This window comes from Hymenobacter sp. HD11105 (assembly GCF_054051685.1).
Genome location: NZ_JBSWBR010000001.1, coordinates 485,412 through 509,215 on the forward strand (window position 1 = coordinate 485,412; position 23,804 = coordinate 509,215).

23 protein-coding genes are annotated in these 23,804 nt (G+C 54.6%); 13 read left to right on the top strand and 10 right to left on the bottom strand.

All coding sequences use genetic code 11. The features are described from left to right. Nucleotides 1-59 precede the first annotated feature (59 nt). Nucleotides 60-1,418 carry an APC family permease gene (locus tag ACW9KT_RS02185; protein WP_457077752.1) on the top strand — a complete coding sequence of 453 codons (1,359 nt, stop codon included), beginning with the start codon at nt 60-62 and terminating at the stop codon, nt 1,416-1,418. Nucleotides 1,419-1,536: 118 nt separating this feature from the next. On the opposite strand, the gene hemB is transcribed toward ACW9KT_RS02185, so the two are convergent. From hemB to rocD, 3 genes are all read right to left on the bottom strand, one after another. Next, on the bottom strand, nt 1,537-2,529 hold the full coding sequence (gene hemB, locus ACW9KT_RS02190) for a porphobilinogen synthase (RefSeq protein WP_457077753.1): 993 nt from the start codon (nt 2,527-2,529) through the stop codon (nt 1,537-1,539). A 146-nt stretch (nt 2,530-2,675) separates the two neighbouring features. Beyond that, nucleotides 2,676-3,209 carry a hypothetical protein gene (locus ACW9KT_RS02195; protein ID WP_457077754.1) on the bottom strand — a complete coding sequence of 178 codons (534 nt, stop codon included), beginning with the start codon at nt 3,207-3,209 and terminating at the stop codon, nt 2,676-2,678. 72 nt (nt 3,210-3,281) lie between these two features. Next, nucleotides 3,282-4,526 carry an ornithine--oxo-acid transaminase gene (rocD, locus tag ACW9KT_RS02200; protein ID WP_457077755.1) on the bottom strand — a complete coding sequence of 415 codons (1,245 nt, stop codon included), beginning with the start codon at nt 4,524-4,526 and terminating at the stop codon, nt 3,282-3,284. Nucleotides 4,527-4,738: 212 nt separating this feature from the next. Here rocD and ACW9KT_RS02205 point away from each other — a divergent pair, with 212 nt between their 5' ends. Then, entirely contained in the window at nt 4,739-5,638 is a 900-nt protein-coding gene (locus ACW9KT_RS02205) for an LEA type 2 family protein (RefSeq protein ID WP_457077756.1), read from the top strand. Nucleotides 5,639-5,682: 44 nt separating this feature from the next. Here the strand turns inward: ACW9KT_RS02205 and ACW9KT_RS02210 are convergent, their stop codons facing one another. Continuing rightward, the gene (locus ACW9KT_RS02210; protein ID WP_457077757.1) at nt 5,683-7,167 is read right to left on the bottom strand and encodes a DUF6056 family protein; all 1,485 of its coding nucleotides are present in this window, start codon (nt 7,165-7,167) and stop codon (nt 5,683-5,685) included. Between the two features lie 125 nt (nt 7,168-7,292). Here ACW9KT_RS02210 and ACW9KT_RS02215 point away from each other — a divergent pair, with 125 nt between their 5' ends. From ACW9KT_RS02215 to rimO, 7 genes are all read left to right on the top strand, one after another. Continuing rightward, nucleotides 7,293-7,475, top strand: a complete 183-nt coding sequence (locus ACW9KT_RS02215) for a DUF5522 domain-containing protein (protein WP_457077758.1) — start codon at nt 7,293-7,295, stop codon at nt 7,473-7,475. A 96-nt stretch (nt 7,476-7,571) separates the two neighbouring features. Next, entirely contained in the window at nt 7,572-7,811 is a 240-nt protein-coding gene (gene rpmB, locus ACW9KT_RS02220; RefSeq protein ID WP_133271380.1) for a 50S ribosomal protein L28, read from the top strand. 96 nt (nt 7,812-7,907) lie between these two features. Beyond that, nucleotides 7,908-9,566, top strand: a complete 1,659-nt coding sequence (locus ACW9KT_RS02225; RefSeq protein WP_457077759.1) for an aminopeptidase P N-terminal domain-containing protein — start codon at nt 7,908-7,910, stop codon at nt 9,564-9,566. An 88-nt stretch (nt 9,567-9,654) separates the two neighbouring features. Beyond that, the gene (gene rpmG / locus ACW9KT_RS02230) at nt 9,655-9,837 is read left to right on the top strand and encodes a 50S ribosomal protein L33 (protein WP_084445215.1); all 183 of its coding nucleotides are present in this window, start codon (nt 9,655-9,657) and stop codon (nt 9,835-9,837) included. An 8-nt stretch (nt 9,838-9,845) separates the two neighbouring features. Continuing rightward, nucleotides 9,846-10,007, top strand: a complete 162-nt coding sequence (locus ACW9KT_RS02235) for a DUF4295 domain-containing protein (RefSeq protein ID WP_133271382.1) — start codon at nt 9,846-9,848, stop codon at nt 10,005-10,007. Between the two features lie 183 nt (nt 10,008-10,190). Continuing rightward, nucleotides 10,191-11,168, top strand: coding sequence for a signal recognition particle-docking protein FtsY (gene ftsY / locus ACW9KT_RS02240; protein ID WP_457078563.1), 978 nt, complete (start codon nt 10,191-10,193; stop codon nt 11,166-11,168). Between the two features lie 280 nt (nt 11,169-11,448). Continuing rightward, complete coding sequence (gene rimO / locus ACW9KT_RS02245; RefSeq protein ID WP_457077760.1) at nt 11,449-12,762, top strand: 30S ribosomal protein S12 methylthiotransferase RimO; 1,314 nt, start codon at nt 11,449-11,451, stop codon at nt 12,760-12,762. 129 nt (nt 12,763-12,891) lie between these two features. Here rimO and ACW9KT_RS02250 read toward each other — a convergent pair whose 3' ends face one another. After that, a complete protein-coding gene (locus tag ACW9KT_RS02250; RefSeq protein ID WP_457077761.1) occupies nt 12,892-14,070 on the bottom strand; it encodes an acyltransferase family protein in 1,179 nt (392 codons plus the stop codon). A gap of 198 nt (nt 14,071-14,268) precedes the next feature. On the opposite strand from ACW9KT_RS02250, the gene bshC reads away from it, so the two are divergent. Both bshC and ACW9KT_RS02260 read left to right on the top strand, forming a co-directional pair. After that, complete coding sequence (gene bshC / locus ACW9KT_RS02255; protein WP_457077762.1) at nt 14,269-15,846, top strand: bacillithiol biosynthesis cysteine-adding enzyme BshC; 1,578 nt, start codon at nt 14,269-14,271, stop codon at nt 15,844-15,846. A gap of 43 nt (nt 15,847-15,889) precedes the next feature. Continuing rightward, nucleotides 15,890-16,465, top strand: coding sequence for a 5-formyltetrahydrofolate cyclo-ligase (locus tag ACW9KT_RS02260; RefSeq protein ID WP_457077763.1), 576 nt, complete (start codon nt 15,890-15,892; stop codon nt 16,463-16,465). Here the strand turns inward: ACW9KT_RS02260 and ACW9KT_RS02265 are convergent. The 3 genes from ACW9KT_RS02265 to mnmD all read right to left on the bottom strand — a co-directional run bounded on the left by ACW9KT_RS02265 (nt 16,462) and on the right by mnmD (nt 19,160). Further along, complete coding sequence (locus ACW9KT_RS02265) at nt 16,462-17,037, bottom strand: GDYXXLXY domain-containing protein (RefSeq protein ID WP_457077764.1); 576 nt, start codon at nt 17,035-17,037, stop codon at nt 16,462-16,464. The two genes, ACW9KT_RS02260 and ACW9KT_RS02265, sit on opposite strands and share 4 nt — an antisense overlap. A 22-nt stretch (nt 17,038-17,059) precedes the next feature. Continuing rightward, nucleotides 17,060-18,262, bottom strand: a complete 1,203-nt coding sequence (locus tag ACW9KT_RS02270) for a DUF2157 domain-containing protein (RefSeq protein ID WP_457077765.1) — start codon at nt 18,260-18,262, stop codon at nt 17,060-17,062. A 193-nt stretch (nt 18,263-18,455) separates the two neighbouring features. Next, on the bottom strand, nt 18,456-19,160 hold the full coding sequence (gene mnmD, locus ACW9KT_RS02275) for a tRNA (5-methylaminomethyl-2-thiouridine)(34)-methyltransferase MnmD (RefSeq protein ID WP_457077766.1): 705 nt from the start codon (nt 19,158-19,160) through the stop codon (nt 18,456-18,458). A 20-nt stretch (nt 19,161-19,180) separates the two neighbouring features. On the opposite strand from mnmD, the gene ACW9KT_RS02280 reads away from it, so the two are divergent. Further along, nucleotides 19,181-19,618, top strand: coding sequence for a thioesterase family protein (locus ACW9KT_RS02280; RefSeq protein WP_457077767.1), 438 nt, complete (start codon nt 19,181-19,183; stop codon nt 19,616-19,618). A 750-nt stretch (nt 19,619-20,368) separates the two neighbouring features. Then, complete coding sequence (gene rlmN, locus ACW9KT_RS02285) at nt 20,369-21,436, top strand: 23S rRNA (adenine(2503)-C(2))-methyltransferase RlmN (RefSeq protein ID WP_457077768.1); 1,068 nt, start codon at nt 20,369-20,371, stop codon at nt 21,434-21,436. Nucleotides 21,437-21,507: 71 nt separating this feature from the next. Here rlmN and ACW9KT_RS02290 read toward each other — a convergent pair whose 3' ends face one another. Together ACW9KT_RS02290 and ACW9KT_RS02295 are read right to left on the bottom strand one after the other, a co-directional pair. Further along, a complete protein-coding gene (locus ACW9KT_RS02290; protein ID WP_457077769.1) occupies nt 21,508-22,668 on the bottom strand; it encodes a hypothetical protein in 1,161 nt (386 codons plus the stop codon). Nucleotides 22,669-22,754: 86 nt separating this feature from the next. Beyond that, on the bottom strand, nt 22,755-23,786 hold the full coding sequence (locus tag ACW9KT_RS02295; RefSeq protein WP_457077770.1) for a YihY/virulence factor BrkB family protein: 1,032 nt from the start codon (nt 23,784-23,786) through the stop codon (nt 22,755-22,757). Between the last annotated feature and the right edge of the window lie 18 nt (nt 23,787-23,804).

The following is a 23,804-nucleotide window of genomic DNA, read 5'->3' on the forward strand; positions in this document are numbered from 1 at the left end:
TTCTCCGACTTTTACAGCGTCGGCCAGCACATCTTCCGACCTCGCCTTCTCGCCCTCCTATGCCTCAACTCGACTCCGTAAAGACCCCTACTCTTCGTCGCGACTTAGGGCTGGTGCAAGCCACTGCCCTGAATATGATCGACATGGTGGGCATCGGGCCATTTGTGGTGCTGCCGCTGGTCATGCACCTGATGGGGCCGTACTTTCTGCTAGCCTGGATGGTTGGCGCGGCCCTAGCCGTGGTAGATGGTATGGTGTGGGCCGAGTTGGGCGCTGCTTATCCCGAGGCCGGTGGTAGCTACCGCTTCCTGAAGCTGGCCTACGGCGAGGCCAAGTGGGGCCGACTAATGTCGTTTCTGTACGTGTGGCAAACATTGGTGCAGGCGCCGCTGGTGGTAGCGTCGGGGGCTATTGGCTTCGCTCAATATTTTGGCTACTTGGTGCCGCTTACCGAGTGGTGGCAGCCCAAACTGGTAAGCGGGACGGTGGTTCTGGTGCTTATTGTGCTGCTCTACCGCCGCATCGATGACATTGGGCGGCTGGGAGTGCTGCTGTGGGTAGGCGTGCTAGGCCTCATGGCCTGGCTCATCTTTGGCGGACTCACTCACTCAAATCATACTGTTGCCTGGCTGCCGACGGGGGGCATTTCGGAGCTGCCGGGTCTGCTGTTTTCGGTGGCGCTGGGGCAAGCTGCGGTAAAAACCATCTATAGCTACCTGGGCTACTACAATGTGTGCCACCTGGGGGGCGAAATTCGCAATCCTGAGCGCGTAATTCCGCGCAGCATCTTCCTGAGCATCGTGGGTATTGCGGCGTTGTATCTGCTCATGAATTGGAGCGTGGGTACCGTTATTCCTTGGCAGGAGGCACAGCACTCGGAGTTCATCGTGAGCACCTTTGTCGAGACGATTTATGGCAGCACGGCCGCTAAGCTGGCTACAGCCCTAGTGCTGTGGGTGGCGTTTGCCTCGCTCTTTGCCGTGCTGCTGGGCTACTCCCGGATTCCCTACGCCGCCGCCGCCGATGGAGAGTTTCTGCCAGTATTTGCTAAAGTGCACCCCACCAAACAGTTCCCGCACGTGTCGCTGCTGATGCTGGGCGGCGTGGGTTTCGTCTTTAGTCTGTTGTTCCGGCTGGGTGAGGTCATTACTGCTATTCTGGCCATGCGTATCCTGGTGCAGTTTGTAGGGCAAGGAGTAGGCCTGATGCTACTTCGGCGCCGTCTGGGCACAGCCCACCTGCCTTTCCGAATGCCCCTATATCCGCTGCCTGTTCTTATTGCTATAGCCGTGTGGCTCCTAATCTTTTGGAGCACCGGGCCGGCGTTTATGCTATCAGGCTTGGTGGTAATTGGAGCAGGTGTGGTCGTGTTTTTACTTTGGAGTCGGCGCTTGGGAAGATGGCCATTTGAGCAATAGATGTCTGAGGCCTGTTAGCTAAGATCTAATTACTCGCGTTTGTTTAAGGCCAAACAAGTTAACAAAAAAGCCCCCCAGAATAATTCTGGGGGGCTTTTTACAAGAAAAGATCGTGGTTCTAACCGCGACGCAGTACCTGCGCTGCTTCCTTAGCAAAGTAGGTCAGGATGGCGTCCGCGCCGGCGCGCTTGATGCTAAGTAGCACTTCCATCATGGTACGCTCCCCATCAACCCAGCCATTTTGGGCGGCGGCTTTTACCATGGCGTACTCCCCCGATACGTTGTAGGCCGTAACGGGCAAAGTGGTATGGTTGCGCACTTCTCGAATGATATCGAGGTAACTAAGAGCTGGCTTAATCATCACCATATCAGCGCCTTCTTGTTCGTCGAGGGCCAGCTCGCGCAAGGCTTCGCGCCGGTTAGCGGGATTCATCTGGTACGTTTTCTTGTCGCCTTTCTTCGGGGCCGAACCTAGGGCGTCGCGGAAGGGACCGTAGAATGCCGAGGCATACTTGGCGGTGTAGCTCATAATGCTCACGTGCTGAAACGCGTTGCGGTCGAGCACATCGCGAATGAAAGCCACGCGGCCATCCATCATATCAGAAGGGCCGATGATGTCGGCGCCAGCGCGGGCCTGAGCCAGAGCCATTTGGCCGAGCACTTCCAGGGATGCATCATTCAGAATCTCGCCACTTTCGGCGTCTACTACACCATCGTGACCGTCGGAACTGTAAGGGTCCATGGCCACATCGGTCATGAGCACCACTTCGGGGAAGTGCCGTTTGATATCGGCTACGGTGCGCAGGTAAAGGCCGTCGGGGTTGGCGCTTTCGCGGGCCAGGCGGTCTTTCAGCTCCTCATTGATCTGTGGGAATGGGGCAAATGCTTTGATGCCGAGCTCCACACAAGCGCCAATTTCATCGATGATGCGGTCAGCGGAGTAGCGGAAAATGCCCGGCATGGACTTCACCTCGACCAGCTGGTTCTGACCTTCGGTGAGGAAAAGAGGATAAATAAAATCGTGGGTGGTGAGGTTAGTTTCCTGCACCATATTGCGAATGACTTCAGACTTGCGGTTGCGCCGGGGGCGGTGCGTGGGAATAAGCGCCATAGGTTGTTTTCAGTAATAAGACGGGACAGAACAACTGCCGCAAAGGTAAGGTTGCCGATAAGGTAAAGTGAATTTGTCCCCAGCCACCGCGCGGGAAAGTAAAACCACGCAATCTGACGGCTTCAGCTAAATGATTCGCGCCTGGGTTAGAGGTTAAAAAACTCCTGAAAGATTTCTGTCCACGCGTGCTCGCCTCCTATGCCTAAGCCTAAGAAATAGTATCCCAGCAATACAATCAGTGCCCCGACGCCGAAGCCCAACCAGCCGCCCAGCAGCAAGCCCGCCACAACTCCACCAACTATCAAGCTCAAGCCCAACAGAAAGTGGAATGTTTCCCGGTTTGCTACTTCGTGATACGCCAACGCCGCCGAAGGCTTCTTCTTGAACTGTACAATCAGCAGCGCCGTTTGCGCCAGGCTCTTGGGCTTGACGGGTTTGGGCGTCAAGTGTTTGGTCTGGCGGGATGCAGATGCTACGACTTCCCGCGCATATACCGCTTTGGTTTTGCTGGCTGCCGTTGTCATGATAGCGGAAGCACTGTCTGATAGTACACTGACGTAGGCCGTGGGCGCTGTTTGCGTGGTGGGCGGTTGAAAGGTAAATGCTGCCTTCCCGCTCCGGCAGCCGACAAACGGTAACAACAGAAAAGCCCCCCAGAAGCGCCAAAGTCTCAAACTCATAAATCGAAGATTAAAAAATAAGCGGACTTCTCAGCTTGGAGAAGTCCGCTTACAAAGGGCGAGGAGAAATACCTAGAACGCCAGTAGCACCGACTCGATCAAGTCGCAGGCTTCGTGCAGCTGCTCTTCGGTGATAACCAGCGGGGGGGCAAATCGGATGATGTCGCCGTGGGTGGGCTTAGCTAACAGGCCGCGCTCCATCAGCGTCACGCATACATCCAGGGCGGTACGGCCATCATCGGTGGGCTTGATAATCACGGCGTTGAGCAGGCCTTTGCCGCGCACTAGCTCCACTACATCGGGGCGCTGCTGCTGCACTTTGCGCATCCGCTCGCGGAATACTTCGCCCAGCACGCGGGCGTTTTCAACCAGGTTTTCGTCGCGAATTACGTCCAAAGCGGCCCGCATAACGGCGCAGGCCAGCGGGTTGCCGCCAAAGGTGGAGCCGTGCTGTCCTGGCTGAATAGTAAGCATCACCGCATCTTGGGCTAGCACCGCCGACACCGGCATAGCGCCGCCTGATAAGGCTTTGCCCAAAATTAGAATATCGGCGTGCACACCTTCGTAGTAGCTCGCCAGCCACTCGCCGGTCCGACCCAGACCCGTCTGAATTTCGTCGGTAATGAACAGTACTTTATGCGCCCGGCACAGAGCCTGGGCTTTGGCCAGATAGCCTTCGGACGGCACCACTACGCCAGCCTCACCCTGAATAGGCTCCACCATAAAAGCGCATACTTGGTGATCTTTTAGGGCTTCTTCTAGTGCCTCTAAATCATCGTAGGGGACTACCTCGTAACCAGGGTTATAAGGACCAAATCCGCCGGTGCTGTCGGGGTCGGTGCTGAAGGAGATAATGCCGGTGGTGCGACCGTGAAAGTTGTGCTCGGCCACAATAATCCGCGCCTGATTGGGCGCAATGCCCTTTTCTTGATAGCCCCACTTGCGTGCCAGCTTTAGCGCGGTTTCCACGGCCTCAGCCCCGGAGTTCATTAGCAGGGCTTTGTCATAATTGAACAGCTCACACAACTGCTTTTCAGCGGGCCCAAGCTGGTCGTTGAAGAAAGCCCGTGAGGTGAGCGTAAGGCGCTGGGCCTGCTCCATCATGGCCCCCACAATGCGCGGATGGCAGTGGCCTTGGTTTACAGCCGAGTAAGCCGACAGGAAATCAATGTACTGCTTGCCTTCTACGTCCCAGAGATGCACGCCCTCGCCCCGGCTCAACACCACCGGCAAGGGATGGTAGTTGTGGGCGCCATAGCGGTCTTCGAGGGTCATGAACTCCTGGCTGCGGTGGGCGGTAGCGGGCGTGGTTTCCATATGTGGGGCAGTGGTGGGATAAAATGCCGGAATAATTTCCAGGCTTAAAATTACGCAAAAACGCTGGGAAGGGTGCTGGGGGGCTTTTTGATCAAGCTCCACCGTAACAACAGGTACGCATCCTGCCGTACTGATAGAAGCAGGCCCATAATCAAATGGCTACTGTTGAGCTCGAGCTCGACGCTATTCTACTCTTACTTATCCTACGTGTAATGGCTAACCAATCTTTTTTTCGCCGCCATCCGGTGCTCTCTATTCTGCTCGGGTTACTGTTGCTGGTCGTTTTGGGACTAGGCATTACTTACGTGGCTACCGATGGGGGCAAAAAACTGATGCCTACGCTAGCCAACGCTTCCATGCAAATTGGCAACATCACGCCCGATTCGGTGAAGGCAACTATGGCCGTGGAGCTGCGCAATAATGTGCCCCTCACCATGCGCGTGGATAGCTTCAGCTACGTGACTCGCCTAGACGGAGAACTGCTGGCCCGCGGCGACAAAAGTGAGCCTACGGTAGTAAAATCCAACGGTATGAGTAAGCTGGAAGTGCCCGTAAATGTGGACCTCAGCAAAGTAGCCGACAAGGTAAAAGAAGTGCAACAAGACTGCGTGGACGTGCAAATGACCATGATTCTCTATACGCATCTACCCATCGTCGGTCAAGAGCGTATTCCCGTCACAGTCAGCAAGAAAGTGTACGTGCCCAAGCTGCCCAAAGTGGAAGTAGCCGGCGTCGACATCACGGATATGGGCCTGAATGAAGGCGAAGCCGTTGTGCGCCTGCGCATCATCAACTACAACCCATTTCCGCTGACCGTCAAGCGGATAAGCTATCGCTTCCGCGTCGGCGGCGATGACCTGGACGTGCGCGGCGTGGATGACAAGAGCGTCACCTTTCGCAAGAAAGGCACCGAGATACTACCGATACGGGTGAAGTTTCAGCCCAAAAAAATGCCCAAAGTAGCTTTCAAAACCCTGTTCCGCGCCAAGCAAACGGAGTATAAGCTGGATGGCAAAGCAGTGGTGTCTGCTGGCGAAGAAAATCCTAAGGACCTAGACCTAAACTTCAGTAGTACGGGTACGCTCAAGGAACTGAAGAATATTCCGAAGTAGGACGACGTCGGTACTCGATAAGTAAAAAAGCCTTTTAGCTCTTCCTAATACTGAAATTCAGGATCAGCCAACGGTACCAGCTCCTTGTCTACGACAATGGTTTTGACGTCGAAGTATAAAGCCGTTTCGTAGTTGACGTAGTGATAAATGTCGGTGGTCATTTCTAGGGAAGAGATCAATACGCCGTAGGGCTTTACGCCGATAAGAGGCTTCACAACCACGTGCTCAATGCCCTGCGACCATGCCGACCGTAGCTGCTGCTCGCGGGCCAGCAGTTGCTGGTCGTAGGCGGGCGCGCTGAGTAGTAACTCCTGCCAGGCCCGGCGAGGCTTGCCGACGCAGCAAAAAATGGAAACGTAGGCCACTGCAACCCAAGGAGTCAGCCAAGCGGGTGGCTGCCAATTTATTGGTTGGGCGCGATAAGCCAAATCCGTCCAGATAAGCAGCAAACCCACCGGAAACAAGAACAGTAGCAAGCCGTTTACCACGCGGTCGGGCGGCATTTGGCGCATGACGCCCAAGAATAGCAACATGCTCAAAGCGTAGCTTCCGACTATGAAAAAAGCCCCCCAGTGCCAATGCAAACGTACGTGGCTGCTCAGCCAGCCGCGTCGTTGCCAGTACAGAACGGCGGGCAGCCAGAGCAGCGTTGGTAGCACCAGCTTGACCGCAGTTGCCCGCCACAACAGTAAGTGAATCATGCCCTTAGGCACGCGGGGAATAGCGGCCAGCACCTGCCGCACCACGTTGCCAGGGTTGGGGTCTTTAGCGTACGCTTCATACTGCATCCGCACCATATTGCCGGGCGCTATCACGGTAATTACGGCCACCACCAGAGTCAGGACCAACAAAGCGCTCCACCAGCGTACCTGCGGCCACTGCCGACGGTACCAATTCACACCCAGTAACATAGCCAAACCCAGCAGCAGATGCAGCAAAGTCATCTCATTGGCCGCAGCCGCCACGAAGGCGCTGAAAGCCGCTACGAACTGCCAACCGCGCCGGACCCTGACTCTTGCCGCTTGCCGGGCCCGTGCCGAGGCAATAAATACCAACAGAAGGGTAAGGCCAGCCACATGGTACACCACCGAGCCCGTAAACCAGTAAACGGCCGAGTACGTGTCGGGAATCATGTGCAGGTAAAACAGCAGAAAGAGAACGGCTCCCAGCGCCGCTTGACTCCGAGGTAGCCGCCGCTCGCTGAGTGTACGTAGGCCCAAATAAACGGTGCCTAACGTGGCCGCTAGCGTAAGAGCCGGCGTCAGTCGAAACCCATCGTACCACCCATAAATCATGGGGTTGGCGGCCGTTACTAGAAAGGAGGTAGTAAAACGTCCCGTCCATTTCATGTACAGTTCTACCTGTTGTCCCCACAGCCCGGTAGTGCGCACGTTGGCAGCGTTGAAATAATCATCCATAAACGGATGATTATAGTAGCTCAGCAAGAAGAAAGGAAGCACAGCGGCCATGGCTATCAGCGCCAGCACTACGTAAGGCAGGCGAGAAGAGCGCCGGGAACTGGTAATCATGCGGACGGGTACTTAAATCAATAAGAATACGAACACGGCCGCCAGCCTTCGCCAGCTACCTATGAAGCGGCCAAGATACAACAAGCGAAGCGTCGTACTTTTGCCCACCAGCTTGTTAACAGTTCATGTCCGCAGCTCCGCTACCCCTCCAACCCGGCGACTTCTACTACACCCCCGAAGGCTATATGGTCTTCACCGAGCAGTATCACCGGCGGCGGGGATACTGCTGCAAAAGTGGCTGCCGACACTGTCCGTGGAGCTATGGCCGCGAGAAAAAAATGCCCCCCAGCGACTCCTTGGGCAGCTAACTTGCTATTTTTCAGTAACCCAGTTTGACGTTGTCGGACTTTTACCGATATTTGCGTCCCTTTTTCCAGTACTGAAACCTCTAAGTTCCTGATATCATGGCCCGAGTTTGTGATCTAACCGGCAAGCGTACCCGCGTAGGCAACAACGTGTCGCACGCCAACAACAAGACGAAGCGCAAGTTTTACCCCAACCTACAGAAGAAGCGCTTCTATATTCCCGAGGAAGATGCTTGGGTTACCCTGAAAGTAGCGACCAGCACGATCCGCACCATCAACAAGAATGGCATCATGGCCACCTTGAAGAAGGCGAAGGAAAAAGGCTTCATCGTTTACTAAGGTTTTTTCGGCAGTTTTAGGAGCCGAAAGACGCGCCGGGCGAACTGCCCGGCCCCGACGCAACGTTGGGGCGCTATTCGCAGTCTTTCCGTTACTATGCTCCTAGCTTTGCTGAAAAATGCCCCCCGGCTGGTCTGTGTCGCTTGCGTAGCGACGCTGCTGGCGAGTTTAGCACCAGAGGTGAGCGCCCAGCGCGCCGCTGGCCCCGACCGCCCCGCCGATTTCATGGACCCCGCCTTTCACCGGCAACGGAGAGAGCTGCTGCGACAAAAGCTGCCAGCTCGCTCCGTTGCCGTTTTGTTTGCGGCCCCCGTCCGCAACCGGGCCAACGACGTGGACTTCCAGTATCACCAGAACCCCGACCTTTTCTACCTCACCGGCTACGACGAGCCCGATGCTGTGTTGGTTCTGTTTAAGGAGCCACAGACCATCGGGGGGCAAAGTGGCGTGACCGAAGCCTTCTACGTGCAGCCGCGCGACCCCAAGGCCGAACAATGGACGGGTCGCCGCCTTGGCACCGAGGGTACCAAGCAGCAACTCAAGTTACAGTACGTGGCTAACAACAAGGAATTTGCCAACGCCAAGCTGCCCTGGAGCAGCTTCGAGCAAGTGCTGTTTCTGGATCAGCCCCAGGATGCCCGCGACGATGCCGCTAACCCCGGCGACGTGTATAGCCTTATCCAAACCTTCCGCCAGGGGGCAAATTTTCCCGCCGACTACAGCGCCAGCCGCAACGAAGCCTACACGCTGATTCGGAAGTATGCTGGCACACCCGCCGCGGCTAACCTGGGCCCTTACCTGACTAATTTAGCCCAGGAGCAGCCCCAGCTAGCCTCCGACCGTTACCTGCAAGCTTACCTGAAAGCCACCACCGACGACACGCGCAAACAGGCCGTGGCCGCCCTGCCCGCCTCCCGCCTCGATGGCTCGGCTTTGTCGGCTCTGCTGGATGATATGCGGGAAGTGAAAACGCCAGAAGAGCTAAAGCACTTGCGCCGCGCTATTCAGATTTCGGCTGTAGGACAGCAGGAAGTGATGAAGGCCATGAAGCCGGATATGTCGGAGATGGAAATGCAGGGCCTGCATGAGTACGTGTACAAGAAGTACGGGGCTGAGTTTGAGGGCTACCCCAGCATTGTAGGTGCTGGCAATAATGCCTGCGTGCTGCATTACACCGTCAACGACAAGCCCCGCCTCGGCAACGACCTAGTGCTCATGGACTGCGGCGCCGAGTATCACGGCTACACCGCCGACGTGACCCGCACCATTCCCGCCACCGGTAAGTTCACCACCGAACAGCGCCAGATTTATGAGCTGGTATTAGCTGCTCAGCAGGCCGGTTTCGAGCAGTGCAAGCCCGGCAACGCCTTCGCCGCGCCGGATGAAGCCGCCCGGAAAGTCATCAACGAGGGGCTAATCAAGTTGGGAATTGTCAAGGATGCTAGTGAGGCTCGTCGGTATTTTCCCCACGGCACTTCGCATTATTTAGGCCTTGATGTGCACGACCGGGGGACTTATGGGCCTTTGCGCGCCGGGAATGTCATCACCGTTGAGCCCGGAATTTACATTCCGGCGGATAGTCCTTGCGATAAAAAGTGGTGGAATATTGGCGTCCGCATCGAGGATGATGTGCTGGTGACGGACAAAGGCTGGGAAAATTTATCAAAAGATGCGCCCCGCACAGTAGCCGATATTGAGGCGCTTATGGCCAAACCAAGCGCTTTAGACGACTTCAAACTTCCGGTGCTGAAGTAAAAAGTAAGCAACACATTGCCTTGACCGTTTGGTAATTCCGCAAAGGCTTGTACCTTTGCAGTCCTTAATCCAAAAACCCCCAGTCGAGATGGCTAAGAAAGGAAACCGGGTGCAGGTAATCCTGGAGTGCACCGAGCACAAGAACTCGGGCCAGCCAGGCACCTCGCGCTATATCACTACGAAGAATCGTAAGAACACTCCCGAGCGCATTGAGCTGAAGAAATTCAACTCTGTCCTGCGGAAGATGACCGTTCACAAGGAAATCAAGTAAGCTGAGCAATGGCTAAGAAAGTAGTAGCAACCCTGAAAGTAGCGGGCGGAAAAGACTGGGCTAAAGTCATTCGTGCCGTGAAGTCGCCAAAAACTGGCGCTTACACCTTCCGTGAGGAAATGGTGCTCGTAGACAAAGTACAGGAGTACCTGGCCTCCGGGACCAAGTAGTTCTGCCGCCTTCTGTGGCGTTATTAAAGCAGTGAAGAAGTCCCGCCAGCAGTGGGACTTTTTTGCGTTGTAGCGCGAAGCTCCAGCTTCGCGTGTCGTTGTTTGACTACATTTACCCAGTTCGTCGCAACGATTGGCGTGCAACGATACGCGAAGCTGGAGCTTCGCGCTACTTCCTCATCCATGGGACTTTTCGACTTTTTCAAAAAGGATAAAGAAAGCAAGGAGCAACAGGAGTCGCTGGATAAAGGGCTGGAAAAGTCTAAAACCAGCTTCTTTGATCAGCTCAGCAAAGCGGTTGTCGGTAAAAGCAAGGTAGACGAGGAAGTACTCGACGACTTGGAGGGCGTGTTGGTGCACGCCGACGTGGGCATTGATACCACCGTCAAGGTTATTAAGCGCATTGAGGATCGGGTAGCCCGCGACAAATTTGTGAGCACCGGCGAGCTTGACCGCATTCTGCGCGAAGAAATTGCCGAGCTGCTATCGGAAAATAACTCCGGTAGCGCCATCCTCGACCGGCCCGATACGAGTGCGTACGCCGGGCCCTTCGTGATTATGGTAGTGGGCGTAAACGGCGTGGGCAAAACCACGACTATTGGCAAATTGGCCCACCGCTTCCACTCGGCTGGCAAAAAAGTAGTGCTGGGTGCCGCCGATACATTTCGGGCCGCCGCCGTTGACCAGCTCATCGTGTGGGGGCAGCGCGTAGGCGTCCCCGTTATTTCGCACGGCATGAATACCGATCCGGCTTCCGTAGCCTATGATGCCGTACAAAAAGGCGTGGAAATGCAGGCCGACGTAGTCATTATCGATACGGCCGGGCGCTTGCACAACAAGGTGAACCTGATGAACGAGCTGAGCAAGATTAAGCGGGTGATGCAGAAGGTGATTCCCGACGCTCCCCACGAAGTGCTGCTGGTGCTCGATGGCAGTACGGGTCAGAATGCTTTCCTGCAGGCTAAAGAATTTACTCGCGCCACGGAAGTATCAGCGCTGGCCATTACCAAGCTCGACGGCACGGCCAAGGGCGGCGTAGTTATCGGTATCTCCGATCAGTTTAACATTCCAGTGCGCTATATCGGCGTGGGTGAGAAGATGACAGATTTGCAGCTATTTGACCGACACACGTTCGTCAACTCATTGTTTAAGAAAAAGTAAGCTGAAGTATAAAAAAGCCCCTCGGTCTGCGTAATCAGTGCTGGGGGGCTTTTTTATGCTATAGAAAGAAGGCTAGAGCTGCCTGGCACCTAGCTTAGGAGTCATCTTCTGGCTAAAGCAACAAATGAAGGAAGATAGCTCCGGGACCGAATGAACGTTCAGCCTAGGAAAAGGCGTTGGCTCATGCGTACCTTTGCGCTCCCAATTTCGCGACGCGTGACTTAGGGCCAATTTATTCAGCAGTAGGCGCTTTAGCTTGCTGCTAGCTTACCCCATTGACATGAAAGTAAAAGGCACTCGGGCCAATAAAGTAAACGTAATCACGCTGGGTTGCTCCAAGAATGTAGTAGACTCGGAGGTGCTCATGGGGCAGCTGCGGGCCAACCAGTTTGATGTAACGCACGAGGCGGAAAACAACGACGCCAACATCGTGATTATCAACACGTGTGGCTTCATTGATAACGCCAAGCAGGAAAGCATCGACACCATTCTGCGCTACGCCGACGAAAAGGAAGCGGGCCGCTTGGAAAAGCTGTACGTGACGGGTTGCCTATCCCAGCGCTATAAGTCCGACTTAGAGGTAGAAATTCCGCAAGTGGATGCTTACTTCGGAACGCTGGAGCTGCCGCAGCTGATGAAGACGCTGGAAGCCAACTACATGCACGAGCTAGTAGGCGAGCGGCTTATTACCACGCCTTCGCACTACGCTTACTTTAAGATTGCCGAGGGTTGTAACCGGCCCTGTTCGTTCTGCGCCATTCCGTTGATGCGCGGCAAGCACGTAGACCGGCCTATAGAAGAACTGGTGCGCGAGGCTAAGCGTTTGGCGTCGATGGGGACTAAAGAGTTGATTCTCATTGCCCAAGATCTGACTTACTATGGTTTGCAGGCTTATGGGGAACGTAAGCTGGCTGATTTGCTGCGTAATCTTTCCGACGTGAATGGTATTGACTGGATTCGGTTGCAGTATGCGTATCCGTCGCAGTTTCCGTTGGATGCGTTGGATGTGATGGCCGAGCGCTCCAACATCTGCAAGTACTTGGATATGCCCTTGCAGCATATTTCGGATAATATGCTCAAGACCATGCGCCGGGGTATTAGTAAGCGCCGCACCATTGAGCTGGTAGATACCATGCGCCAGCGGGTGCCGGATATTGCTCTGCGCACGACGCTCATTGCTGGCCACCCCGGCGAAACGGAGCAGGATTTTGAGGAACTCTACGACTTCGTGGAGCGCACCCGCTTCGACCGCTTGGGCATCTTCACGTACTCTCACGAAGAAAATACTCACTCATATTCGCTCCCCGACGATGTGCCGGCCGAGCTGAAACACGAGCGCGCCGACCAGATTATGGAGCTGCAGCAGGGTATTTCGATGGAGCTGAACGAGGAGAAGGTTGGCAAGACATACAAGGTGCTCTTCGACCGTAAGGAAAGCGGCTACTTCGTAGGTCGCACCGAGTTCGACTCGCCGGAAGTAGACAACGAAGTACTGGTAGCCGCCACTCCTGATACGCACGTGCGCCTGGGTGACTTCGCGCCTGTACTTATTCACGACGCATCCGACTTCGATCTTTATGGCACATTGGCTTAATTGAACAAGCTATAAGCCATGTGAAAAAGCCCCTAGAACTATGTCTGGGGGCTTTTTTATTGTCAATTGAAAAGTAGCGGCAGCCTTGCATTACAGCCAAGTACTCTTAGCAACATATAAATCTCTTGACTACTTTTCACTTGCCACTGAAGCTGGTGCCAGAATAGGCTCGGCGGCGGATGGGATGGGCGTGGCGGTGCGGGAGCGGCCTTTCAGGCGCAGGAAAGGCGTTTCGAAGAAACGGTAGCTTACCCAAGCCATAGCGGCACTAACCAGCAAGGCTATCGTGGAATAGATAAGTACAAAGCTTAAATCCTCGGGGCCGGGCCAGAAGCGGCGCACCCCTATTAGCGCTATTTGCAGGCCGATAGGGTGGAGGCAATAGAAGCCGTACGTAAAGGTGCCCCAATACGTGAGGAAACGGTTGTGGCTCATCTTATAAAAAGACTCTGTGGCATAATTCTGCTCCAAAATCACGAACACGAAGAATAAGCCCAACACTACCCGGCGACCGGTCAGGAGTACGGGACCAACAAGCACATGCTCCTGGGCCAGAATCAAGCTAATGCCTACTACGTAGCCTGCCACGATAGCCAGCCGCGACCAGTTGCTCACCCAGGCTCGGAAATTGGGGCGATAGAAAGCCAGCCACGCGGCGCCTCCACCCATCACTAGGTCGGAGAGCACGGAAAACGTGTGTTGATAGAGCCGGTCGCCATCGAAGCGGTAGAGGTAGCGGAAGGCTAGGCTAAAGACGATGAGCAAAATAAATAGCACGGGCCGGGCGCGCCGAAATAACAGGAGCAGAAGCGGCCAAAACAAATAGAACTGCTCCTCAATGGCAACCGACCACAGCACGTTCAGATTAAATGCTGCCGCTTCAGAGCCATCAAAAAACACCGCTACATTGGCCAGAAAAGTAACATACCACCAAGGATTTGCTAGCTCATTCCATTCCTGCCCCATCTTCGCCTTCAGCACCGGCATTACCAAAAATCCAAAGGCTACGCAGGCGTAATACAAGGGCCAGATGCGCACAATACGGCGACGGTAAAACGCGGGGATATTGTAGCGTCCCCAGTTTTTCTCCTCATCCAGAAGCAGATACGTGATGAGAAAGCCGGACAGGACAAAGAAGAAGTTGACCCCCACATGACCCACACTGAACGCATTCAGACCGTAGCGGTATGCCGCCGTCGATTGCACCTCCGGGCTGGGCAGGTTGATAAAGCTATGAATAAGAAAAACGGCGAGGCACGCCACCGTCCGTAAGCCGTCGAGGTTGGGAAAGTAAGGACGTGGGGCCATACCGAGATAATAGGGAAAAACTGAATGAGGCTAATTTACGGAAGGCTGCATATAGCGTTGATATACTTTTGGGAATAAAACGGTCACGATTTAAGGAGTTTCGCAGCCCACTTCGAGCGCTCCGCGCAGACAACTCCGGAAATAGCCCGTTACTTTGTCGGGCTTTGCTGGTTAACACAGCTTATCCGTATTTCTATCATGCACGTGACCACCCTTCCGTACGCCGCCACCGGTGCCTTCTCAGCCTTAGTTACTGATTATCTGGCCCGGCACGCGGCGCTGGAACCCTTTTACCACCGCTTTCCGACGCTTGACGCCTTTGGGGGGCAAATAGAGGAAAAGCAAGGCGCTTATTCGACCGAGAGCAGGGCCCAACTGGTAGCCAGCCTACAGGAGCAGTACCGCGGAGCAAAATTGCCCCCCAGCGTGGCCGCTAATCTTGAATTGCTGGCCCAGCCCACCACATTCACCGTCACCACGGGCCATCAACTGAACTTGTTTACGGGGCCGCTGTATTTCGTTTACAAGGTTATAACCACCATCAAGCTGAGCCAGCAGCTAAAGGAAGCGTACCCGCAGCACGACTTTGTGCCCGTGTACTGGATGGCTACCGAAGACCACGACTTTGCCGAAATCAACCACTTCAACCTGTTTGGGAAGCGCTACGAATGGCAGGCTGAAAAACTAGGTGGCCCCGTAGGTCGCATGCCGCTGACTGGCTTGGACGAGCAGGTGCTCAGTCAGTTATCGACTGATGTGCCGGCGGCTTTTGCCGATGCCTACCGCACGGCACCCACGCTGGCCGCTGCTACGCGCCAGCTCGTAACGGCTCTGTTTGGCGACTTCGGCTTGGTGTGTCTGGATGCCGATACGGCTGCGCTAAAGCATGCTTTAGTGCCAGTGATTAAGCAGGAAATCAGCGCCCAGGCTTCTTATAAGGCTGTGCAAAAGACCGACGAGCAGCTCACGGCCGCCGGCTACAAGCCCCAGGTGTACGCGCGCCCGCTCAACCTGTTTTTCCTGACCGACGAAGGTCAGCGCGAACGGATAGAGCCCGACGGCGACGCGTTTGTGGTGCGCAACACCGACCGGCGCTACACGGCGGATGAGCTGCTGAACCTGGGCCGCCAGCAGCCCGAGTGCTTTAGCCCCAACGTGGTGCTGCGCCCGCTGTATCAGGAGTTGCTGCTGCCCAACCTGGCCTATATTGGTGGCGGGGCCGAGGTGGCGTACTGGTTTCAGCTCAAGCAGATATTCGCCGATAATAAAGTGCCGTTTCCGGTGCTCTTGCTGCGCAATTCGGGCCTGTATGTGAGCAAGGCTAACGCCGGCAAGCTGCGCAAGCTCGGCCTCACGGTCACCGATTTGTTCCAGCCCCTGCCCGAGCTAAAAAAGCAAGTGGGGGGAAAATTGGGGCAAGAAGAAGTAAGCCTGAAAGCCCAGCAAGAAGCGCTGGGGGGCATTTTTAAAGAAATAACCGACCTTGCCCAACGCCTCGACCCCACGCTGGTAAAAACCGTAGCCGCCGAAGCCCAAAAAGCTGCCGCTGGCCTCGGTAATCTGGAAAAGCGCCTCAGCAAAGCCGCCGAGAACAAGCACGAAATCGTGTACACTCAGCTTACGGCCCTCAAAGACAAGCTCTTCCCCGACGGTGACTTGCAGGAGCGCGTCGACAATGTGCTGAGCATCTACATCAACAACCCCGAGTTTCTTCAACAACTTCTAGATGCCTTTGAGCCGCTGGCGCTGGAGTTTACGGTGCTGGAGGAAGAGTAAGGCAAGTCACCTCTGGTTTATGGGGGCTTATGTTGAAAAAAATATGCTGAAAGCAGACATCCGTCGCGCATTTCTAGCTCGCCGCCGCGCCCTGTCGGAAGCGGAGGTGCAGCGCCGGAGCGCTTTGCTTACGCAGCAGTTTTTGAGCAGCTTCCCCGTGGCGGAGTGGCGCTGGCTGCACGTGTTTCTGCCCATTCCGCAGCAGCATGAGCCAGATACCTGGCGCCTTATTCACCATATCTGGGCTGAAGTACCGGGCTTACAGGTAGCTGTGCCCGTCGTGCGGGCCGATGGCCAGACGTTGCGCCACTACCATCTTACACCCCAAACGAAGCTCGTGGCCAATAAATGGGGCATACCCGAACCTCTTGGTGCTACCGAAATGTCCCCCACAGCCTTCGATGCCGTGTTAGTGCCCCTATTAGCCTGCGACCAAAACGGTCACCGAGTAGGCTACGGCAAAGGTTTCTACGACCGTTTTCTGGCTCAATGTAGGCCTGATGCTCAGCGCATTGGCTTCTCTTTCGAGGCCCCGATAACTACCATCACGGATGTAGCGCCCACCGATCAGGCGCTGACTGCCTGCGTTACGCCAGAGCAATTGTGGCGGTTTAGCTAACGCTGGGGGGCGTTTATACTATCCTCTTGCACTATTTCTACCCCCGTAATACGGGCCTGACCCCAGGGGGCAATACTGATGTCGACGAGCAGTGGCTTGCGGGCGCCGCGGCGCTCTAGCTCCCGGCCGGTGCCTTCGGGCACGTAATAGCGCTCGAGGTTGTAGCGAATGCGCAGGTTGCGGCGCCAACGGTCGGCTACCCAGCCGCGCAGCACTACTTGGTCGGCGGGCACGTCGGGTTTTTTGGCGTATACTCGCACAGCCTCGTAAGTCTGACCAGCGGGGCGGAGCACTACATATACAGGCTCGCCACGGCGCGGATAAGAACCGGGCTCGCGCCAGAGGCTAGTGGGGAGCTGGCTGATTGTATAATTCAGAATAACATAGTCACCGTAGAGTAGGTCGCGCGGGTCGATGGGAGTGGTGCGCAGCCGAATGGTGCGCCCGTAGGCTGTGGTAGCGTAGCCCGCCGCCGCTACGGCCACAATAAATAGCACCTGCGCCAGGATAGTCAGCAGCAACAGCCTCCGCCGACGGGGTAGGGGCACTTGATCAGATAGAAGCGAGAACATAGGTGGGGTTTAGTAAAACCAACTAATGGCTGCTGGCCCGGGCGTTGCGCCGCCGCAGGTACCAGCTTAGCCCCAATAAAAGCACGCCCCCACAGAGGAAGAATACTGACTTATCCATGAACTCCCAGGTTAGCTTGAAATAGGCCACCATGGTCGTGAGGATAAATAAAATGGTCCCCAGGGTTACACGTTCGGTGTTTCGCTCGGCGTGAGCCCGCCACAATACAGAGCCAGAGTAAGCATACAGTACCACCAATGAAGCCACAGCCAATGGCAGGCCGCCTGGCAAGTAAAAGCCGGGCAGGAGCAGCAGCCAATCGGTGGCGCTGCCCAGGCGGTTGCGCGTACGCTTACCTGCTAATGAAATAGCCAGCACCACGAGCAAAGCCGCCAGATAAGCCAGCAGGGGCGGCCGCAGCATGCCGGCGTAGGTGCCCACCTCCCCGTACAGCGCCAAACCTAGCATAAACAGATAAGCCGTAATCAGGGGAGGGCCTTGCAGGGCGCGGCCAGCGGGGCGGTCGGTTTGCCAGTCACCGGCGGCGTAGATGAGCATGGCCGGCACAAAAAACCAGGTGATTTTGGCGTGTAGGTGCCCGATGAGCAAGCCCGTTTGCCAGAGCAGTCCGGTAGCTAAAACGCCCCCCAGCAGCACATCGGGGCGGCGCCACCAGTAGTAGCCCAAGCCACCCGCCGTAAGCACTGCCGCCGCGTAGCTGAAGGCACCTAGCTGCCCAGTGGTGTAGCCTTGCACCACGCCTCCAATCACGACCGTGAGCACAAACAGAAACCGGCTGCGGTACAAGTACGTGAGCAAAGTACCTGCTACGGCCCAGGCAACCAGCCCCGTCACGTCGTAGCCAATGAGCTGGTACATCTGCCCGGTCAGGATGATGGCCGCCCCGAAGAGAATTAGCCCAAGGCCCACCAGTCCAATACCCACCGAGCCATTGCCTCGGCGCAGGAAAAATTCACCGCTGGCGTAAGCGCCTAAAAAGGCCCCCAGCAGCAGCCCGATGCGCAGCCACTCCGGCAGGCCCTGCCAGTTAGCGGCTACCAAGCTCAAGGCGCTCAGCCCAACCAGCAAGCTTCCCAGCAGCGGCAGCAATCCAACTGCCTGGGCCTCATCCGGGTACAGCTCCAGCAACTGCCGATGCTGCTCGGGACTAATGATACCGCGCTCTACCCACTGTTGGCCGTCGGTTTCAATAAGTTTTCGACTCATGTGGGCAAGTTATAAAATGCCGGAATAGACAAGTATAGGGGCCGCAAACGAAAGTGGAGTTAGTGGGAACGATGTAGAGGCGCGTAATCGCGTCTAATCTCTAAATGATTAGAGCCCCGCAATTTGGTCAGATAAGCTTAACAACTAACACTATCAGCAACGATTGAAGCACGTATTCGCGTCTCCACATTGTTCAAACTAACTTCCTCGCTCGCGTCATCTCGCGCTTGCCGGGCGGGCCCGGAACTTTTTCCACTACCCAACCGGCCGCTTTCAAGCTGCGGCGGAAACTGCCTTTGGCACAGTAACTCGTCAAAATGCCCCCCGGCGCGGTGGCCGCGTATAACTGGCTGAATACCGCGTCGGTCCACATATCGGGTTGCTTCTCGGGGGCGAAGGCGTCGAAGTAGATAACGTTGTAGTGGATGGCGGGAAGCTGAAAATCCTGCAAGGCCGCGTGGAGTTTGCGCAAAGTAAATTGGGGCGTGATGCGGACTGCCTCGTCCCAGGGTGCGGCGTGCAGTTGGTAGTGAAACTCCTGTAACTCAGGGTTCAGAATGTAGCGCTCCACGCCCAGACTGGTAATAACCTCGGCCGGCAGCGGATATTTCTCCAGCGTATCATAGTGAATCGGCTGGGGGGTAAGTAAGCTGCGTTGAAGGGTAAGCAAGGCATTCAGGCCGGTCCCAAAGCCAATTTCCAGCACCCGAATTTGCCCCCCAGACGCCGCCAAAGCTGGCTCTAGGCCCGCGCCCAGGTACACGTGCTGCGCCTCCTGCACGGCGCCGTGGGTAGAATGGTAATGCTCATCCAGCGCCGGCACGTACAGCGTGCTGGAGCCATCTTGCGTTACTCGAACTTCTACCTTTGGCTCTGCGTGCAATTCTTCATTATTCATTCCTACTTCCTTATTCTAACATGGCCCGTGTAAAAGTAGCTCTACCCGACGCATTCCCGCTTACTATTCAAATTCCGGTGCGCATCACCGACTTGAACTACGGTGCCCATCTCGGCAACGATGCGCTACTCAGTATCATGCATGAGGCCCGGGTGCAATTCTTACAACATTGCCAGCTACCCGAATTCGACCCGACTACCAAAATCGGCCTCATCATGGCCGATGTGGCCATAGAGTACAAAGGCGAAGGCTTCCACGGCGACGTGCTGCACATTCAACTAGCCGCCACCGACCTGCACCGCTACGGCTTTGACGTAGTGTATTGGGTTAAAAACCAAGATGGTAAGGAAGTAGCGCGAGCGAAAACGGGCATGCTGTGCTTTGATTACAACACCCGCAAACTTAAGCACTTGGTCGATGAAGTTGCGGCGCGACTGGGGGGCAATTTTGCTTTATAAAGTTTATTGCAACTGATATTTGGAATCTCAGAAGAGTCTAGATTTTATTGTAATTCTTTAACAAACTATATGATAACAAACAAAACCGAGAGAGTTGATATAAGGCAGTTTTTAATGTTATTTATATCAGTCGTGATGTTGATTGTTTTTTGGTTGTTTGCCCTCTTCAGTAGAGGATTAAATCTATGGATTGTTTTTTGGATCGCAGTTATATTTTTCGGAGTAATTAATTATTTTAGCTCAAAACTATATATGATAGAGTTTAAAGAAAGCCATATAAATATAACCAATTTGTATAAAAAGATATCTATTGATAAATCTCAATACCTAAAGATTGACACTGTAGTTCAAGATTTAAATTTTTTTCTACCTATACCGTTTTTAGCTCCGCCATGTTTTGCTTTAATAACTAAAGAGAAAGCGAAATACATGTTCCTGTATTCGCCATTCAGATCTATGATAAATAGTTTATTATTTTCTCCTGGGAAACAGGCTAAAGAATTAGATAAGTTTATAAGATCAAATTACTTGTAAAATTTGTGCCAAAACCCTCTATAAAATTGCATAAATCATCCATTGGCTATGAAGTAAAATATAAATGTTGATTTATTTTGAGATGCTTTAATTTTACAATCCCCTGCTTTGTCAGTAATCACTAGCTGACACTTGAGAAGATCGTGGCCGCCCAATAACAGGCACAGAACTCCATATTCTGGAACCCAAGCGCCTGCTACATTGTATCTTTGCCCTATGATATCCTTGCCCGTACTTACCAAGCGCGACATCCGCAAACTCACCCCCGACGAGCTCAAAGCCTTTATGGTGGAGCACGGCGAGAAGCCTTTCCGTGCCAAGCAGGTGCTGGAGTGGCTCTGGAAAAATACGGCCTCCTCGTTTGAGGAAATGAACAATATCAGCCTGGCCACGCGTGAGTTGCTGGCACAGCACTTTGTTATCAACGGAGTGACGGTGCAAAACCACCAGCTCAGTAACGACGGCACCATCAAGTCGGCTTTCCGTCTGCACGATGGCAATATTGTGGAGGGTGTGCTCATCCCGCACGATACGCGCATGACGGCTTGCATCAGCTCGCAGGTGGGCTGCTCGCTTACTTGTAAGTTCTGCGCCACCGGCTACATGGAGCGCAAGCGCAACCTAGATGCGGCCGAAATCTACGACCAGGTGGTGCGGATTCGGGAGCAGTGTGAAAGCCAGTACGGCACGCCGCTCACCAACATCGTGTATATGGGCATGGGCGAGCCGCTGCTCAACTACGCCAACGTGGTAAAAAGCGTGGAGCGCATCACCGCTCCCGATGGCCTGAACATGGCCCCCCGCCGCATCACCATCAGCACGGCCGGCATTGCTAAGATGATCAAGAAGTTGGCCGACGATGACGTGAAAGCCAATCTGGCCCTGAGTCTGCACGCGCCTAACGATACCAAGCGCAACGAGATTATGCCCATCAATGAGGCCAACTCTTTGGCGGCATTGAAGGAGGCCTTGCAGTATTATCACCAGAAAACCGGCCGCAAAGTCACCTACGAGTACATCGTATTCGAGAACTTCAACGACACATTGGAAGATGCCGCCGAGCTGTACGCCATCAGCAAGTGGTTGCCCTGCAAGGTGAATCTGATTGAGTATAACCCCATCGACAACGCCAGCTACCAGAACGCCGAGGCCGACAAAATCACTGCCTTTCACAAGTTCCTGGCCGACCGCGGCGTACAAACCAACATTCGTCGCTCCCGCGGTAAAGACATCGACGCAGCCTGCGGACAGCTAGCCGTGAAAGAGAAGCCGGTAGCAGCGTAAGATTTATTAAACAGATCAAAAAAGCCCCCCAGATATCTGGGGGGCTTTTTTGCTTTACTGGACACATCCTATTACTTCACTTTCCCAAATCGGTACGTGACTTCCAGGTAGGCAGGTACAAATATTCTCTTTTCGCCGTTAGTACCGTACAAAATGCCGAGGCTGCCACTCAGTCGTGCCGCAGCCATTCGTAAGCCTACTAGCCCACCGAAGCCGCCATCAACAATGTAAGTCTCATTTAGGACCGATAGGCGCCGCGAAACGCGCGAAGCACCACCGATTACTACTACTGGGCTACTTTCTACTTCACCGTCGGCAAATAGATAGCCTAGACCGAGCGTAACATTATTATCAGCAGTGCCATAGGTGCCGAGGCCGTAGCCAATACCACCTACATCGCCAAATACACTGGCAAGCAAGACGCCCGCCCCCACGCTAAACTTCTCCGTCACGGCAACGCCGACTTTGGGCGTCACGGATAGGATGTTCAGACCCGCGCCTGGAAGTAACCCCACAAGCCCACCAATGGCTATATTATTGGTAACGCCATAGTTGGCCCCCACAAAGAAAATATTAATGTCCTGCACATAGCCCTCGCCTTGCCGAAGTGCGCGGGCAGTAGGTGCGAAAAAGATGCGAGTGCCATTGCCCACAGGGTCCCAACCTCTGCCAGCTTGGTTGGACGTCAGAAGCTGCATGTTTTTGATGTTGGCCTGCTGCACTGTGATGCGCCCTACGTCCGTGGTCTGAAACTCATACTCTCCGGCTCGTCTGGCTACAAGTCGGCCTATAAAGGAAGTGCCTGTGCGTAGTTCCACGGAGTACATCTGACCCAGCGAATCAGGTGTGCCGATTCCCGCCGTGGTAAAGCCAGGATTAGCACTTAGCACCTTCTGTCGTTCTTCGATGCTGGCGCGTACTGCCCGGAATTCTTCAACAGTGAAGGGCCGCTGCTTGGTGCTGCCATCAAGGAAAGAGGCTTGGAGGGTAATGGCGCTATCAGGGCTGAGGCTCTGTACAAAGCGAGCATCCCGGAAGTTGCTGGCGGGGTAGTACGGAAAGAGGCCGTAGGTGGCTTTCTCCTGCTGATCAATGACCTCGCCCACGATGGGGCTAACGTCCAGCACCCGTGTGTCTTGAGATGCAACAGGCTGCTGAGCTACAGCACTTAAAGCTATGAAAATGCCCCCCAGACTTGGCAGGAGCGCAAGAAGTCGGTACAGCTGTTTCATACAAACGAGTAGGGCTAGGCGATGCCGTAAACCTACTCGTTTATTTAACTTTTCCTATGCTTTCACCACTGGCTGTAGGCCTTATTTTAATTTCGAAAGCGGCCCTCAGCTCGTGGTCGCCCAGTGCTAATTTCCTCTGCGGTTTCGCCGGGCGGTATCTCCCGCACTTCAATGCGCACGGCATGCGATTTGGGCTGCACCCTTTGGCCAAAAGCGTCGGCGAACTCTTGGGTGAACTCAGCCCCGAAGAAGAGAATAAGAGAAGAGTAGTTAACCCACAAAAGCAGAATAATGGCCGAGCCGGCTGCCCCAAATGCTGATCCCGGATCGGCATAGCTGATATAAGCGGCAATTAGGTATTTGCCCAGCAAGAACAGCAGCGCTGTAATAAAGGCCCCAATACCAACGTCGCGCCAACGAATGATGGCGTCGGGTAGAAAGCGGTAAATGAGCGCAAACAGTAGCGTGGTAATAAATAGCGACAAGCCAAAATCGATGAAGCGGATTACTACTACCGTAATTTCGGGTAGTAGCTGGCGCAGATAATCGGTGAAAAAGCTTAGCAACGCACTGATTACCGATGAAATAAGCAGCAACAGGGCTACGCTCAGAATGAGGCCAAAGGAGAGCAACCGGTCGCGTATAAACTGCCATATGCCGCTACGGGGGATTACCTTCAGATTCCAGATATCATTGATGCTGGCCTGAAGCGTAACGAAGAAAGTGGTGGCCGCGAAGATTAGGGTGCCGGCACCGATGATAGCGGCCAGCCCACCTTTTTGCTGCTTATTAAATTCGGCAATAGAATCTTGCAGGAACTTAGCCGAATCGGCTCCCAGAATGCCGCGCAGCTGCCCATATACCTGGCCTGTCACGGCCTCGGTGCCATAGATGGCGCTGGCCGTAGTGATAACGATCAGCAGCAGTGGCGGCAAGGAGAAGATTGTGTAGTAGGAAAGAGCCGCTGCGTGCCGGAAAGAGTTATTTTCAACGAACTCGAGAGCCGAGGACTTGAAGATCTTTAAAACGTCGGAAAAGCTATAGTGCGCCATAGATAAAAAGAAAACGAAGGACAGGCCCGCATAAAGCCAGTGAGTAGTACGGGCTAGCGTAAGCATGTGTTCGGTTGAGGTGGG

Excerpts from the sequence above, each read along its gene's own strand:
- ACW9KT_RS02185 (WP_457077752.1), top strand. The coding sequence starts at position 60 with ATGCCTCAACTCGACTCCGTAAAGACCCCTACTCTTCGTCGCGACTTA.
- hemB (WP_457077753.1), bottom strand. The coding sequence starts at position 2,529 with ATGGCGCTTATTCCCACGCACCGCCCCCGGCGCAACCGCAAGTCTGAA.
- ACW9KT_RS02195 (WP_457077754.1), bottom strand. The coding sequence starts at position 3,209 with ATGAGTTTGAGACTTTGGCGCTTCTGGGGGGCTTTTCTGTTGTTACCG.
- rocD (WP_457077755.1), bottom strand. The coding sequence starts at position 4,526 with ATGGAAACCACGCCCGCTACCGCCCACCGCAGCCAGGAGTTCATGACC.
- ACW9KT_RS02205 (WP_457077756.1), top strand. The coding sequence starts at position 4,739 with ATGGCTAACCAATCTTTTTTTCGCCGCCATCCGGTGCTCTCTATTCTG.
- ACW9KT_RS02210 (WP_457077757.1), bottom strand. The coding sequence starts at position 7,167 with ATGATTACCAGTTCCCGGCGCTCTTCTCGCCTGCCTTACGTAGTGCTG.
- ACW9KT_RS02215 (WP_457077758.1), top strand. The coding sequence starts at position 7,293 with ATGTCCGCAGCTCCGCTACCCCTCCAACCCGGCGACTTCTACTACACC.
- rpmB (WP_133271380.1), top strand. The coding sequence starts at position 7,572 with ATGGCCCGAGTTTGTGATCTAACCGGCAAGCGTACCCGCGTAGGCAAC.
- ACW9KT_RS02225 (WP_457077759.1), top strand. The coding sequence starts at position 7,908 with ATGCTCCTAGCTTTGCTGAAAAATGCCCCCCGGCTGGTCTGTGTCGCT.
- rpmG (WP_084445215.1), top strand. The coding sequence starts at position 9,655 with ATGGCTAAGAAAGGAAACCGGGTGCAGGTAATCCTGGAGTGCACCGAG.
- ACW9KT_RS02235 (WP_133271382.1), top strand. The coding sequence starts at position 9,846 with ATGGCTAAGAAAGTAGTAGCAACCCTGAAAGTAGCGGGCGGAAAAGAC.
- ftsY (WP_457078563.1), top strand. The coding sequence starts at position 10,191 with ATGGGACTTTTCGACTTTTTCAAAAAGGATAAAGAAAGCAAGGAGCAA.
- rimO (WP_457077760.1), top strand. The coding sequence starts at position 11,449 with ATGAAAGTAAAAGGCACTCGGGCCAATAAAGTAAACGTAATCACGCTG.
- ACW9KT_RS02250 (WP_457077761.1), bottom strand. The coding sequence starts at position 14,070 with ATGGCCCCACGTCCTTACTTTCCCAACCTCGACGGCTTACGGACGGTG.
- bshC (WP_457077762.1), top strand. The coding sequence starts at position 14,269 with ATGCACGTGACCACCCTTCCGTACGCCGCCACCGGTGCCTTCTCAGCC.
- ACW9KT_RS02260 (WP_457077763.1), top strand. The coding sequence starts at position 15,890 with ATGCTGAAAGCAGACATCCGTCGCGCATTTCTAGCTCGCCGCCGCGCC.
- ACW9KT_RS02265 (WP_457077764.1), bottom strand. The coding sequence starts at position 17,037 with ATGTTCTCGCTTCTATCTGATCAAGTGCCCCTACCCCGTCGGCGGAGG.
- ACW9KT_RS02270 (WP_457077765.1), bottom strand. The coding sequence starts at position 18,262 with ATGAGTCGAAAACTTATTGAAACCGACGGCCAACAGTGGGTAGAGCGC.
- mnmD (WP_457077766.1), bottom strand. The coding sequence starts at position 19,160 with ATGAATAATGAAGAATTGCACGCAGAGCCAAAGGTAGAAGTTCGAGTA.
- ACW9KT_RS02280 (WP_457077767.1), top strand. The coding sequence starts at position 19,181 with ATGGCCCGTGTAAAAGTAGCTCTACCCGACGCATTCCCGCTTACTATT.
- rlmN (WP_457077768.1), top strand. The coding sequence starts at position 20,369 with ATGATATCCTTGCCCGTACTTACCAAGCGCGACATCCGCAAACTCACC.
- ACW9KT_RS02290 (WP_457077769.1), bottom strand. The coding sequence starts at position 22,668 with ATGAAACAGCTGTACCGACTTCTTGCGCTCCTGCCAAGTCTGGGGGGC.
- ACW9KT_RS02295 (WP_457077770.1), bottom strand. The coding sequence starts at position 23,786 with ATGCTTACGCTAGCCCGTACTACTCACTGGCTTTATGCGGGCCTGTCC.